The organism is Propionibacterium acidifaciens DSM 21887 (assembly GCF_000426605.1).
Taxonomy (GTDB): Bacteria; Actinomycetota; Actinomycetes; order Propionibacteriales; family Propionibacteriaceae; genus Propionibacterium; species Propionibacterium acidifaciens.
In genome coordinates this window covers 1-12,827 of sequence record NZ_KE384545.1, presented here as the reverse complement: position 1 = coordinate 12,827, position 12,827 = coordinate 1, and the positions used below count along the sequence as shown (strand labels likewise).

The 12,827-nt window shown below is 67.3% G+C and carries 10 protein-coding genes; 3 read left to right on the top strand and 7 right to left on the bottom strand.

The genetic code is table 11. The features are described 5' to 3' along the window. Nucleotides 1–100: 100 nt before the first annotated feature. The 6 genes from K336_RS0112495 to K336_RS0112470 form a co-directional block, all read right to left on the bottom strand. Nucleotides 101–1,099: a sugar phosphate isomerase/epimerase family protein gene (locus tag K336_RS0112495; protein ID WP_028707209.1), complete on the bottom strand. Its 999-nt coding sequence runs from the start codon at nt 1,097–1,099 to the stop codon at nt 101–103. 36 nt (nt 1,100–1,135) lie between these two features. Beyond that, nucleotides 1,136–2,329 (bottom strand): Gfo/Idh/MocA family protein, encoded by a 1,194-nt coding sequence (locus tag K336_RS0112490; RefSeq protein WP_021797698.1) that lies wholly within the window; start codon nt 2,327–2,329, stop codon nt 1,136–1,138. Between the two features lie 298 nt (nt 2,330–2,627). After that, nucleotides 2,628–3,647 (bottom strand): LacI family DNA-binding transcriptional regulator, encoded by a 1,020-nt coding sequence (locus tag K336_RS0112485; protein ID WP_028707208.1) that lies wholly within the window; start codon nt 3,645–3,647, stop codon nt 2,628–2,630. Nucleotides 3,648–3,726: 79 nt separating this feature from the next. After that, the gene (locus tag K336_RS0112480) at nt 3,727–5,367 is read right to left on the bottom strand and encodes an MFS transporter (protein ID WP_028707207.1); all 1,641 of its coding nucleotides are present in this window, start codon (nt 5,365–5,367) and stop codon (nt 3,727–3,729) included. A gap of 229 nt (nt 5,368–5,596) precedes the next feature. Then, nucleotides 5,597–6,592, bottom strand: a complete 996-nt coding sequence (iolG, locus tag K336_RS0112475) for an inositol 2-dehydrogenase (RefSeq protein WP_028707206.1) — start codon at nt 6,590–6,592, stop codon at nt 5,597–5,599. A 117-nt stretch (nt 6,593–6,709) separates the two neighbouring features. Continuing rightward, the gene (locus tag K336_RS0112470; protein WP_028707205.1) at nt 6,710–7,786 is read right to left on the bottom strand and encodes a transaldolase family protein; all 1,077 of its coding nucleotides are present in this window, start codon (nt 7,784–7,786) and stop codon (nt 6,710–6,712) included. A gap of 354 nt (nt 7,787–8,140) precedes the next feature. On the opposite strand from K336_RS0112470, the gene K336_RS0112465 reads away from it, so the two are divergent. The 3 genes from K336_RS0112465 to K336_RS0112455 all read left to right on the top strand — a co-directional run bounded on the left by K336_RS0112465 (nt 8,141) and on the right by K336_RS0112455 (nt 12,311). Next, a complete protein-coding gene (locus K336_RS0112465; protein WP_028707204.1) occupies nt 8,141–9,010 on the top strand; it encodes a sugar phosphate isomerase/epimerase family protein in 870 nt (289 codons plus the stop codon). Between the two features lie 208 nt (nt 9,011–9,218). Continuing rightward, complete coding sequence (locus tag K336_RS0112460; RefSeq protein WP_211223525.1) at nt 9,219–10,766, top strand: MFS transporter; 1,548 nt, start codon at nt 9,219–9,221, stop codon at nt 10,764–10,766. Between the two features lie 312 nt (nt 10,767–11,078). After that, nucleotides 11,079–12,311 (top strand): IS3 family transposase, encoded by a 1,233-nt coding sequence (locus K336_RS0112455; RefSeq protein ID WP_081660870.1) that lies wholly within the window; start codon nt 11,079–11,081, stop codon nt 12,309–12,311. A 169-nt stretch (nt 12,312–12,480) separates the two neighbouring features. Here K336_RS0112455 and K336_RS0112450 read toward each other — a convergent pair. Then, the coding region (locus K336_RS0112450) for a transposase family protein (protein WP_028707201.1) at nt 12,481–12,827 on the bottom strand (347 nt) is incomplete at its 5' end.

The following is a 12,827-nucleotide window of genomic DNA, read 5'->3' as shown; positions in this document are numbered from 1 at the left end:
CGCTCGTGGAGGTGACGAGCCCGCCGGTGACGCGGATGCGGGCGCCGGAACCCGTTCAGCGGATCCCGGCGCCCGCATCGTGTTCATGCCACGCCCCGTGTCACACGGCGGCGGCCGCGGCCAGCAGATTGGCCGCGGAGAGCTTCAGGCCCTCGACGTTGCCGTACTCGGCGTCCTCGTGCTCGATGTTGACGTTCATGTCGGGATCCGCCGTCTTGATGGCGCGCAGGAACTCGGTCCAGTAATCGGTGTCGTGGCCCAGGCCGAAGGCGACGAAGCGCCATGCCGGGTCCTGCGGCCAGGCGCTGCACCAGTAGCCGTAGGCGGTCGGGGTCCTGCCCTCGGCGTCGGCCGGGACGTGGCCGAAGTCGGTGTCGAGGACACCGCGGTAGGCGACGCCGGGGAAGATCCTCGTGTCCTTGGCGTGGACGTGCCCGACGAGGTCGCCCAGGCGCTTCGTCGCGGCGATCGGCTCCATCTGCTGCCAGAACAGGTGCGAGGGGTCCATGTTGACGCGCAGATTGGTGGCGCCGGTCTCCTCGACGAGGCGTTCGAAGGCGGGCACGTTGAAGACGACGTTGCGCGGATGGAGCTCGAGGCAGACCTTGACGTCGTTGTCGCGGGCTAGGGCGTCGATCTCCTTGAAGAAGGGCACGATGACGGACCACTGGTAGTCCAGGATCTCCAGGTCGATGCCGTTCCAGGGATTGACGACCCAGGAGGCGTACTTGGCGGTCGGGTCCGTGCCGGGCGTGCCGGACATCGTCACGATCTCCTTGACCCCGAGCAGGCCGGCCAGCCTGATGGCGTTGCGGATGTCCTCGGCGTGCTTGAGGCCCTCGTTCGGCAGCGGCGAGACCGGATTGCCCGAGGTGTTGAGGCCGGACAGGACCATGCCCTTGGACTCGAAGACGCCGAGGTAGTCCTCGCGGGCCGCCGCGGAGGCGAGCAGGGCGTCGACGGGGCAGTGCGGTGAGGGGATGAAGCCCCCGACGTTGACCTCGGCGCCGGTCAGACCGGCCTCCTTGAGGACGTCGAGGGCCGCGCTCAGCGGGCGGTCCTGGAGACAGGCGGTGTACGCGCCGTAGGTGAGTGCCATGGCGATGACTCCTTCGTTCTCGTTCGTTCGGATGGATCAGTCGGTGAGCCCGGTGAGGTCGACGGCGGCGCCGTTCGCGGCGGCGGAGCGGGCCACGGCGTCCGTGATCCGCATCTCGCGGTATCCGTCGGCGAAACTGGCGCAGGGCGGCAGGCCCTCGACGCCGGCGACCTGCTGCAGGAAGGCGTGAGCCTGGTAGGTGAACTGCTCGATCTGGGTGAGGCCGACACCGCCGAAGGCCATGGAGGAGCCGCGGGCGAAATAGGGGAAGTCGGGATTGACGAGCACTTGGCGGGCGCCGCCCAGACCGGCCGGCGAGTTGGTGTCGTCGATCTTGATCTCGCCGCAGCGGGCCATGTCCCAGGAGGCGCGGCCCTTCGTGCCGAGCACGTCGATCATCATCGCATTGGGCATGTTCCAGGCGACGCGGGAGACCGAGAAGGTACCGACCGCGCCGTTCGCGAAATGGCCGGTGAACGTGGCGACGTCGTCGTTGGTGACGGGCTCCATCGTGAGGTCGACGGTGTCGAGGGCGGTGCCGCGGGTGACGTGTCCCTTGGCGACCGGGCGCTCCTTGATCGCGGTGGTCATGGCGCCGCCGGAGACGGAGACGAGCGGTCCGCAGATGGTCTCGGCCGTGTCGATGAGATGGGAGCCGACGTCGCCCAGGGCGCCCGAGCCCATCGGGCCGCGATAGCGCCAGGCCATCGGCGTGTTCGGGTCGACGCCGTAGTCGCACCAGTAGCGGCCCTCGAAGTGGTTGATCTCGCCGAGATGGCCCTCGGCGACGAGTTTCGCGATCTCGGCGACGGCCGCGTTGCGCCGATAGGTGAAGCCCACCGAGGTGACGACGCCGGCGTTCCTCTCCGCCTCGGCCATGGCCCTGGCGTTCTCCAGGGTGTCGGCCAGCGGTTTCTCGCACAGGACGTGCTTGCCCGCCTTGATCATGGCCTCGGCGATCTCGCGGTGCAGGGCATTGCCGACGACGATCGAGACGATGTCGATGGTCGGATCATCGGCGACTTGGCGCCAGTCGTCGACGGCCCTCTCGTAGCCGTAGCGCTCGGCGGCGTCCTCGGCGAAGGGCAGGTAGGTGTCGGCGATGGTCGCCAGGCGGATCCTGGGCAGTCCCAGGTCGTAGACGGTGCCCACCTGACGCCAGGCATTGGCATGGGTGGTGCCGGCCATGCCGGCGCCGATGACGGCGACGGAAAGGGTTCTGGTGGTCATGTCGAAGCTCCTCATGTCTTCGGTGACAATGCTTGCCCATGAGTGTTCACGCGCGTTAACAATTTGTTGTCACGAGTATGGGCGCAGGGCTTGGACGATGTCAACCCCGATGCCCTGTTTTCACATCCGCGCCGGACGGGCAGGATCAGGGGGGAACGTGTCTGAAAGGGCTGCACGATGCAGCGCGGGTGGTGCTCGGCCTTGACTCGCTCGAAGAGCGGACCCGGTTGCGCAGCAATGGCGTGGCGCCCGGCCGTGTGGCCGTCCGCGGTCCCGGCCCGGTGAAATGATCGGGGCGTCAGCCGCACACCCGGTCCGGTTCCGAGGAGCCCCTGATGACGAGGGCGGGTTCCAGGACGACGTCGCGAGGGCTCCCTGCGGAGGTTGTCCCTTCTTCGGCGCGCTCGCACAGCAGGCGCACGGCTGTCGTCCCCAGCACGTCCTCGGGCTGGTCGATGCTTGTGAGGGAGAACTCCCCGCGCCTGGCCAGGTAGGTGTTGTCGTAGGAGACGAGGGCGACGTCAATGCCCGGGTGCCGATCCGTCTCGCGCAGCACGGGGACGGCGTCGATGGCGAGGATGTCGTTGTGGATGACGAGGCCGAGCGGCTCGTGATGGGAGCGCAGCATGTCGCGCACGGCCGGACCGGCGTCCTCGTCGCACTCGCGGACGTCGAGGGTCAGTCCGGCTGCTTGGGCGGCAAGCCGCAACGCGGACTCTCTCTCAAAGCGGGAGGTGTCGTTCACGACGCGCGGCCCGACGTAGCCGACCGAACGCATGCCGAGCTCGGCGAGGTGCCCGACGAGCAGCCGGGCGGCGGCCTCCTCGTCCACGCGTACGGAGTCGACGCTCCCGCCGGGGCTGCGCCGTCCGATGAGGCAGACGGGTACCTCCTCGCCGATGGCGATGAGGTCCTCGTCCGGAAGCCATGGGGAGACGAGGATGAGCCCCATGACTCGGACGCTCAGGAGGCTTTCGACGGCGCGGTGAAGAACCTCGGGCCGGTCTGAGCCCACCGTGACGAAGAGGGCGAGGTCCCTGGCGCCCGTGGCGTCGCCCAAGGTGTGCGCGATCTGCTCGAAGAAGGCGTTGCGCAGATTGGGCAGGACCAGACCGATGGTCCTGGACCGCTGGCGAGCCAGGGAGGCTGCGGCGGCGTTGACCCGGTATCCGAGAGTGGTGGCGGTCTCGGCGATGCGTCGCCTCGTCTCCGCGGCGACCTTGGGTGATCCGTTCAACGCGAGGGAGACCAGGCTGCGCGAGACTCCGGCGACACGGGCCACGTCGTCCTGGGTGACGTCCTGTCCGCTCGTTGCCACGGGCCCCTCCTCGCCTGTCGGGGCCGTCGACGATCCGGCCCCCGACAGATTACACGGGAGGGGTCGACTGTCGGGTGTCTCATGCGTAGCGTTGCTGGAACTGCTCCTCCAGCTCCTCCAGCGAGGCGTACTTGGTCTCGGGGACCTTGCGGTACATGTAGACCACCGCGACGACATTGATGAGGGCGAAGACGAGGTAGGTGGCCACCGGGCCGAGGCGGCTCATCATCGAGGGGAACGCGAAGGTGATGATCGCATTGGAGATCCAGATGCACAGGACGGCGAAGCCCATGGCCGCGCCACGCATCCGCGCGGGGAAGAGCTCAGACATGATGACCCACGTGCCCGGGGCGTTGCCGGCCTGCATGAAGAGCATGAAGACGACGATGACGATCACCACGAGGTAGGGCACCAGTGGTGGCATGCCGGATGTGACGTTGCCGCTGTCGTCGAGGTGCGGGTTGATGCCGAGGAGGAAGACGGCCGTCATGGCCCACAGCATGACCGTCAGGCCGATGGTGCCGCCGATGATGACCCGGCGGCGGCTGAAGCGCGCCAGCAGCCACAGGCCGAGCGCCGAGCCGATGACGGAGGCCAGGCCCGTGAGGACGTCGAGCACGATGGCATCCTCCGTGGCGAAGCCGGCTGCCTGGAGGACCTTGGGCGCGTAGTACATCATCGTGTTGACGCCAGTCGTCTGGTTGAAGATGCCGATGAAGCATCCGATGACGAGGACGCGCCGAGTCCAGGGGGTGCGGAAGACCTGACCGAGGCCCCACTTCGTGATGGCGGCCTCTCTGCGGTTGACCTCGATCATCTCGCTCACCTCGTCGGCGATCGAGCCGTCCTTGGACTCGTCGCGCACGCGCTTGAGCACGCCGATGGCCTCGGGGATGCGACGGTTCACTGCGTACCAGCGAGAGGACTCCGGCATCATCCGCATGCCGATCCACAGGGCGATGGCCGGGATGGAGCAGATGACGAGCATGTAACGCCATGTGTTGCCGTTGCCGCCGTCGATCGTGACCGCGTCGGCGACCTGCTGGAGGGCGTCCCAGGTGTAGCATTGCCCCGCCTCGATCGTCGTCCGAACACCGTTGATGGTCACGCTGGTGCCGGGGTCGACGGTGGACACCCTGGCCTCGGGGCCGCCTGTGATGCCGCGCGCGATGATCGCGTTCATGGCGAAGGCCAGGAACTGGCCGGTGACGATCATGAGCTGGTCGACGCCGACCAGGGTTCCTCTGATGCGTTTCGGGGCGGTCTCGGCCAGATAGACGGGCACGGTGGCCGAGGCGCCGCCGACTGCGAAGCCGAGGACGAAGCGGGCGGGGTAGAGGACCCAGAGGTTGGGGGAGAAGGTGCAGGCCATCGCGCCGACGAAGAAGACGACGGCGAGCAGGAGGATGTTGTGCCTCCGTCCGTAGCGGTCGGACAGGCGTCCGCCGAAGAAGGCGCCGAAGGCGCATCCGATGAGGAGGATGCCGCCGACCAGGCCCTCCTCGAAGGAGTTGATGCCGAGTCCTCCGGCGGCATGGGGCATGTGCATGTAGGGCAGGGCTCCGGCGATGACGCCGGTGTCATAGCCGAAGAGCAGTGAGCCCAGGGTGGCGACGACGGCGACGAAGGCGACGGAACGTCGTCGGCCTGAGGCGGGGGTCTGCGTGACGAGCTCATCGATCTGGGCCCGGGTCGGATCAGTTTCCGGTGGGTGACTCATGTGGTGGTCCTTCGGTCGCACCCGTCGACGACGACGGGCTGTTCTGCCGTGTCTGGACTGCTGGTGGGAAGCGGGATGGCTCCAGAGGGACACGTGCCACACTTATTTCACGCGCGTTAATTCGATTTATCAAGACATTGGACACTGCATGGGCCGGGTCCTGCTCGCTGGACTGTCGGTGAGCAGGACCCGGCCCATGGCGCGGGGAGGGTCAGGGGTCGAGCAGGGCTCAGGAGCCGAGACGCACGACCTCCCCCGTCCTGGCGGACCGGGTGGCCGCCTCGGCCAGCCGCAGGGCCGCAACGGCGTCACCGATTCCGGTGGGCGGGGTGGTCCCGGCCTCGACGGCCTCGATGAAGGCCGACAGCTCCAGCCGGTAGGCGTCCGCGTAGCGCTCGAGGAAGAAGTCCAGGTACGGTTCCTGGGCGTCGGTCACCTCGGCGTTCGACAGGCGCACCGTCGTCGGGCGGATGTTCTCGGCGAAGAGGGCGCCGTCATGGCCGGAGGCCTCCAGACGCTGGTCGTAGCCGGAGGCGCAGTGCCGGTTGTTGATGATCGTGGCCACGGCCCCGGAGGCGGCCCGCAGGGTCACGACCGCCGCGTCGAAGTCGCCGGCTTCCTCGATCGCCGGATCGAGGTTCTGCCCCACGGCGTGCACCTCGGTGATGTCGCCGAGGAAGAACCGGGCGGTGTCGAAGTCGTGGATGGTCATGTCGCGGAAGATTCCGCCGGACACCGTGACGTACTCGATCGGCGGTGCGGCCGGGTCGCGACTGATGACGGTCAGCTGCTCCAGGGCGCCGATCCTGCCCGCCTCGACGGCGGCGCGCACCGCGGCGAAGGAGGGATCGAACCGGCGGTTGAAGCCGAACATGACAGGCGTCGAGATGGAGTCCAGATCGGTCCTGGCCGCCTCGACGTCGGCCATGTCCAAGGCGATGGGCTTCTCGCACAGGACGGCCTTGCCGGCCTTCGCGGCGGCGAGGAGGTGCGGGATGTGCAGCGGGGTGGGCGAGCCGATGATGACGGCGTCGACCTGCGGATCGGCGAAGGCCTCCTCGGCGTCCTTGGCCGATCGCGCCCCGTCGTACTGCGACGCGAGCTTCTCGGCGGCGTCCCCGACGGGGTCGCAGACGAGGGCCAGGTCGGCCTGCGGGTGCCCCGCGATGGTCCTGGCGTGGACGTGACCGATGCGACCGGCACCGATGACGGCGATGTTGAGCATCCTTGCTCCTTGGTGGTGTTCGGGATTCTGTCTGGTGTCAGAGGGATTCGCGCCCCACGGGCCGAGGCGCAACAACGCTGCGCCTCGGCCCGTGGTCGCGAGCGGGGGCTTCTCGGCTCACGGCTGGGGCATGATGACGTCCCGCACGAGGGTGTCCAGGTCGGCGTCGGCCTGGAGGAAGCCGCGCAGCGTGCGGACGGTGGCGCCGAAGGTGTCGAACTCCTCGGGGGTCATGCCGTCGGGCTCGTAGGCGCGGACGAACTCCGGGATGCTCTCCAGGGTCTTCATGATCTCGGGGGCCACCGGCTCGTCGATGCGGTTGACGACCTTGTAGCCCGAGTCGTTGATGAGCTTCTGCCACTTGAAGGGCGGGGAGACGACGAGGTCGCCGCCGACGAGCTCGGACCAGTGCATGACATTGCGGAAGGCGGCCGAGAGCACGCGGGCGCGCAGGCCGCGGGCCTGGAACTCGTGGTAGGCCCGCTTGAGCGCGGCCACGCCGGCCCACTCGAGGTGGCCGGGATCGATGAAGAGGTTGTCGCGCTTGGCCACGATCTTGATCCAGTCGTCGAGCCGCCCGCCCATGAGCGTGACGACCGGACCCATCGTGGAGATGTCCTTGCCCTCGGCCTCACGGCGCTTGAGGCCCCGCTCGATCGCCTCACCGGTGGTGACGGCCTGGGGGACGGAGAAGGAGACGGTCACGTTGACCGAGACGCCGCGGTGGGTAGCGTCCTCGATGGCCTTGATCCCGACGGAGGTGGCGGGGATCTTGACGATGATGTTCCTGGCGAGCTTCGAGAACTCCTCGGCCTGGTCGGCCAGGGCCTTGGCGTTGCGGGCCAGACGCGGATCCGTCTGGATGGAGAGCCGCCCGTTGCGGCCGTTCTGCTCGTCGAAGATCGGCTCGAGCAGCTTGGCGGCCGCGACGCTCAGCTCGCGCACGACCTGCCAGCCGATCTGGGACTCGGTGGCCTCGGGCATCTTCTCGGCGAGCTCGGCGATGCGGGGCAGCCACACGTCCTTGCGCTGGTTGATGCAGGTGTAGGCGATGGACGGGTTGCACGTCGCGCCCACGCCGCCGAAGGAGATCGACTGCTTCAGCTCATCGGGGTCGGCGGAGTCGTTCCACAGGGCGGTCGGGGTGCTCCGCGCTGCGTCGAGGAGCGGGCCGGGAGTGTATTCGATGGTCATGCGCTGCATCTCCTATGCGGTCGAGGTTCGGGCTCCGCGTCGCTGTCGGAACGCCGTGTGACACTCATTCAAGTCGCCCCCGGCCCTGCTTGTCAACCAATGTCAGCACAAAGATCGGGACGGGACGGGGCCTGTGCGGCAACTGATGAGACCGGGCGCCAGACCTGGTGAATCCGGCCAGCGGCGGGTCCGACCGGTGCCTTCGTAGGCCTCCGGCTCCCTTCTGCGGAGCGGGCGGGTGGGGGAGCCGCGCGTCCGACGGGAACCGGAGTGGCCCGGGGGCTTCCCAAATTCTGATTGTCATGACAATATGGGGTTCGGCAACATCGCCGTTGGCTCGATGAGGAGACCCCCATGGTGGACATCGCCCTTGACCCGAACATGTACTACATGACCATGTCGACGCCCGACACTCTGCGCAGGGCCGCTGAGCTCGGCTTCGAGCACGTCGAGCTGTCGCCCCGCTCCGACTTCCACTTCTGGCACCATTACCCCAAGGCCGACCGGGCCTTCATCGACGAGTTGGACAGGGCGCAGCAGGAGAGCGGCGTCACCATCCGGACGCTCAACCCGGTCTTCAACTGGTCCGCCGTCGACGAGCAGGAGCGCCGGGCCCAGGTGCGCAACTGGCGTCGCCTGCTGGAGATCGCGGACCAGCTCGACGTGCGGGACGTCGTCTCCGAGTTCTCGGGCGACCGCAACAGGTCCCGCGAGTCGGAGCACCAGTGGTACCGCTCGATCGAGGAGCTCGCCCCCGTCTTCGAGCGCTACGGGATCCGCCTCGCCATGGAGGCCCACCCCTACGACTTCGTCGAGCTCCACGACCGGGCCCTCGAGATCGTCAGGGGAGCCGATCGGGACTGGATCGGCTACGAGTACTGCTGCCCGCACACCTTCCACCTGTCCGACGGCGTCGGGGACGCCGGTCGTATGATCCGGACGGCCGCCGAGGCCGGGAAGCTGCGCGAGGTGCACGTCGCCGATTCCCTCAACCATCGGGCCAACGACGGCAACCGCTACATTGTCAATCCTCCGGGCGCCGACGTCACCGTCCATCAGCACAACGAGATCGGGAACGGCGAGGTCCCCTGGGACGAGGTCTTCCAGGCCCTGCGGGAGGTCGGCTTCGACGGCGTCCTGTCGGTGTGCGTCTTCGGGTGGCACGAAACGGCCGACGAGATCAACCGGAGAATGCTGGAGCGCCTGCGCCACGAGTTCAGGTGATCCTTGCGGTGCGGGGATCGCACCACGACTCATGACCCGTCGGGCCGCCGTCCCCGATCGGCGTACCCCGGTCCGACACCATCTCGATGGCGCGATCCGCAGCACGAGGTGAATCAATGGTGAAGACCTTCGACACGAGGAGAACGGAGAGCACATGTCCGCCAGACCGTTGACGGTGGATGACTACACACCGGAGAAAATCAGGGAACTGGTGGCCGAGACGCCGCCGTCCGGGAGGAAGCGCTCCCTCGGGGCGATCGCCGCAGTGGCCACGCTGGGTTCGCTGCTGTTCGGCTACGACACGGGCGTCATCGCCGCGGCCCTGCCCTACATGCACCTGCCCCGGGCCGCGCACGGCCTCGGCATGACGATCTTCGAGGAGGGCTTCGTCGGCGGCCTGCTGTGTTTCGGCGCCGCCCTGGGCGCCACCTTCGGCGGTCGCCTGTCCGACAAGTACGGGCGTCGTCACAACATCACGCTGCTGGCCATCGTGTTCCTCCTCGGGGCGCTGGGCTGCACTTTCTCGGTGAACATCTGGATGTTGTACCTGTTCCGCATCGTCCTCGGCTTCGCCGTCGGCGGCGCCTCCGCCACGGTGCCCGTCTTCCTGGGCGAGACGGCGCCGAAGCGGATCCGCGGCGTGCTCGTCGCCGTCGACCAGTTCATGATCGTCGGCGGACAGCTCCTCGCGTACTCGATGAACGCGATCATCGCCCATGTGAACAGCGGCCCCTCCGTCACCATCGAGAACGACCCGAGCGGCGCCTACGCCTCGGGAACCGTCGTGGCCTGGGAGAAGGTCCAGCACATCGCCGGCCTTCTCGTGTCCGACGGCAACGGGTCGACATGGCGCTACATGCTCGTCCTCGCCTCGATCCCGGCCATCGCCCTGTGGATCGGCATCCGCCTCATGCCGGAGTCCTCGCGCTGGTACGCCGCCAACCTGAGGATCCCCGAGGCGATCGGCGCGCTCAAGCGCGTGCGCGACGAGTCCAAGGACGGTCCCGTCGCCGCCGAGGTCGACGAGATGCTCGAGATCCAGCGCAACGAGGCGAAGCAGGAGAAGTGGGGCCTCGGACAGATCTGGGGCGCGAGGTGGACCAGACGACTGCTCATCATCGGCATCATCCTCGGCCTCGCCGACCAGCTGACCGGCATCAACACGGCCATGTACTACATGCCAAAGGTGCTCAACGCGGCCGGTCTGCCGATGAGCGACTCCATCAGCCTCAATGTCATCTCCGGTGCCGTGTCCTTCCTCGGCTCGGGCGTCGGCTTCTGGCTCATCGCCCGGTTCGAGCGCCGCCACATCGGCATGTACCAGGAGTCCTCGATCGTCGTCTCGCTGGCCCTGCTCTCGGCGACCTTCTTCCTCTTCATCCAGCCGCACCAGCAGGATGACGGCTCGATCGTCGGGGCGCCCGCCTTCGCGCCGTACCTCGTGCTCATCATCGTCTGCCTGTTCGTCTTCGCGAAGCAGTCGGGCACGGTGACCTGGGTGCTCGTCTCGGAGCTCTTCCCCGCGAAGGTCCGCGGCATCTCGATGGGCATGGCGGTCGGCGCCCTGTGGATCGCCAACGGCATCGTCGCCATCGTCTTCCCCATCATGATGGAGCAGCTCGGCGGGGCTCTCACCTACCTGATCTTCGCCGCTGTCAACGTGCTCTCGCTCATCTTCTACAAGAAGTTCGTGCCCGAGACGAAGCACGACTCCCTTGAGGAGCTCGAGATGCGCTTCGAGAAGGAGTTCAGCTGACGGTCGCAGGGCCGGTGCCCTGGCTCCGTCCTTTCAGGGGGTTCTGTCCCGCGGCCCGGGCCGCGGGACAGAACCCCCTTTCACGCTGCTGCGGACCGCGCCCACATCGCCCGAGCCTTGACGAGCAGCCCCCGTCGTCGTCGATGACCAGTGCCACCGGAGTGCTCCACGTTTTGGACATTGATAAAGAGTGGTGTTCCCGATGTGTGTGATGTCTCAGGAGTTCGGTGACGGTTTGAAATGATCCGGGTTTGCTTCCTATGAAGCGCCCTGGGTTTCGTTCCGGTCTACTTCCTCAAGGAGGATCGGAGCATGTCCCAGAAGTACAGCCCCGAGTTCAAGGCGAAGGCCCTGCAGCTCATCGAAGAACGCGTCCGTGCCGAGCAGTGCTCCGGCTGGGCTGCCTGCACCGTCGTGGGCGAAGCCCTCGGCGGGGTCTCCCCTCACACCCTGCGGGGCTGGTGGAAGCAGAGCCGCATCGACCGAGGCGAGGCCCCCGGTGTGAGCACCGGCGAGTCTGGCGAGATGCGCCGGCTGCGCCGGGGGAACCTCGAGCTGCGACGCGCGAACGAGAACCTGCGCAAGGCCTCGGCTTTTTTCGTAGCGGAACTCGACCGCCCCCATGACGAGATGATCCGGTTCATCGACGAACACCGTGACCGTTTCGGGGTCGAGGCCATCTGCCGCGTGCTCAGCGCGACGGAGTGTGGGTTCATCACTTCCCGCGGATACCGGGCGGCCAAGACCCGCGCGCCATCGGCACGGGCACTGCGCGATGAGATCCTCGTGGCGGAGCTCCGGCGGGTCCACGCGGAGAACTACTCCGTGTACGGGGTGCGGAAGATGCACCACGCGATGCGCCGTGCCGGCTGGGATCTCGGCCGTGACCAGGTCGCCCGGCTCATGCGGGCCGCCGGCCTGCAGGGCATCAGGCGTGGCCGCAAGCCGGTCACCACGCGTCCTGCTGAAGCACCCGATGCCCGGGCCGATCTCGTCGAGCGGCAGTTCACAGCCCAGCGTCCTCATCAGCCCTGGGTCGCTGACATCACCTACGTGAGGATCCTGACCGGGTTCTGCCATGTCGCGTTCATCACCGACGTCTGCACCCGGCGCATCGTGGGATGGGCCGTCGCGGCGAGCCTGCACACCGCCGGACTGCCGCTGCTCGCCCTTGAACACGCCCTCGTGGTCACCGGGGCCGGCCGCGGCCGGCAGGGGCTGGTCCATCACAGCGGCAGGGGTGCCCAGTACGTCAGTTCGGCGTACTCGGACGCGCTCATCACGGCCGGAGTGAAGGCCTCGGTGGGCACGGTCGGTGACTCGTACGACAACGCCCTGGCCGAGACGGTGAACGGCCTCTACAAGGCCGAACTCATCTGTTCCAAGCGGCTCTGGGAGTCCGTCGAAGCCGTCGAGCCGGCCACCATGGGCTGGGTGCACTGGTGGAACACCGCCCGACTCCACGAAGCCCTCGGCCACCACACACCAGCCGAGGTCGAGGTGGCCTACACTCACGACCAAGACGCAACACCCGTTACGCCCTGACCCCGGAACAAAACCCAGAACGCTTCAGCAGTGATGGCTCGTGGGGCATCTTCGGCGTAGAAGACGTCGAGGCCTTGGGGCAGTCTCTGACTGGTGAGGTCGACTCCCCACCGGAACTCTGATCCGATGAACTCAACGTCACTGAAATCATTGCCAAAGACGATGAGGGTTATGCAAAACTGTTTTTGAAGAATTCTAGGGCGATGATGGCCGTGATGGTTTCGGGGAAGGTGTGCAGGGGTCTTCGGTGGCCGGTGTGGAGTGTCCGCCAGGTTTTGAGGTTGGCGATTGCTCGTTCAACCGGGGCGCGTAGCGTGTTGATGGCCTTGTTGTACTGTTTCTGGGTTTCTGTGAGTTCACCGCCGGCAGGTTTTCGTTCCGGGGTGATCATGCCCAGCCCGGTGTAGCCCTTGTCGGCCATCGGCGGGGGGTCGGGGAAGTGGTCGAGCAGGCCGGTGTGCCGGATGGCTTTCGCGTCGTGGGTGGAGCCCGGGGCCGGGTCGGACACCCAGACCA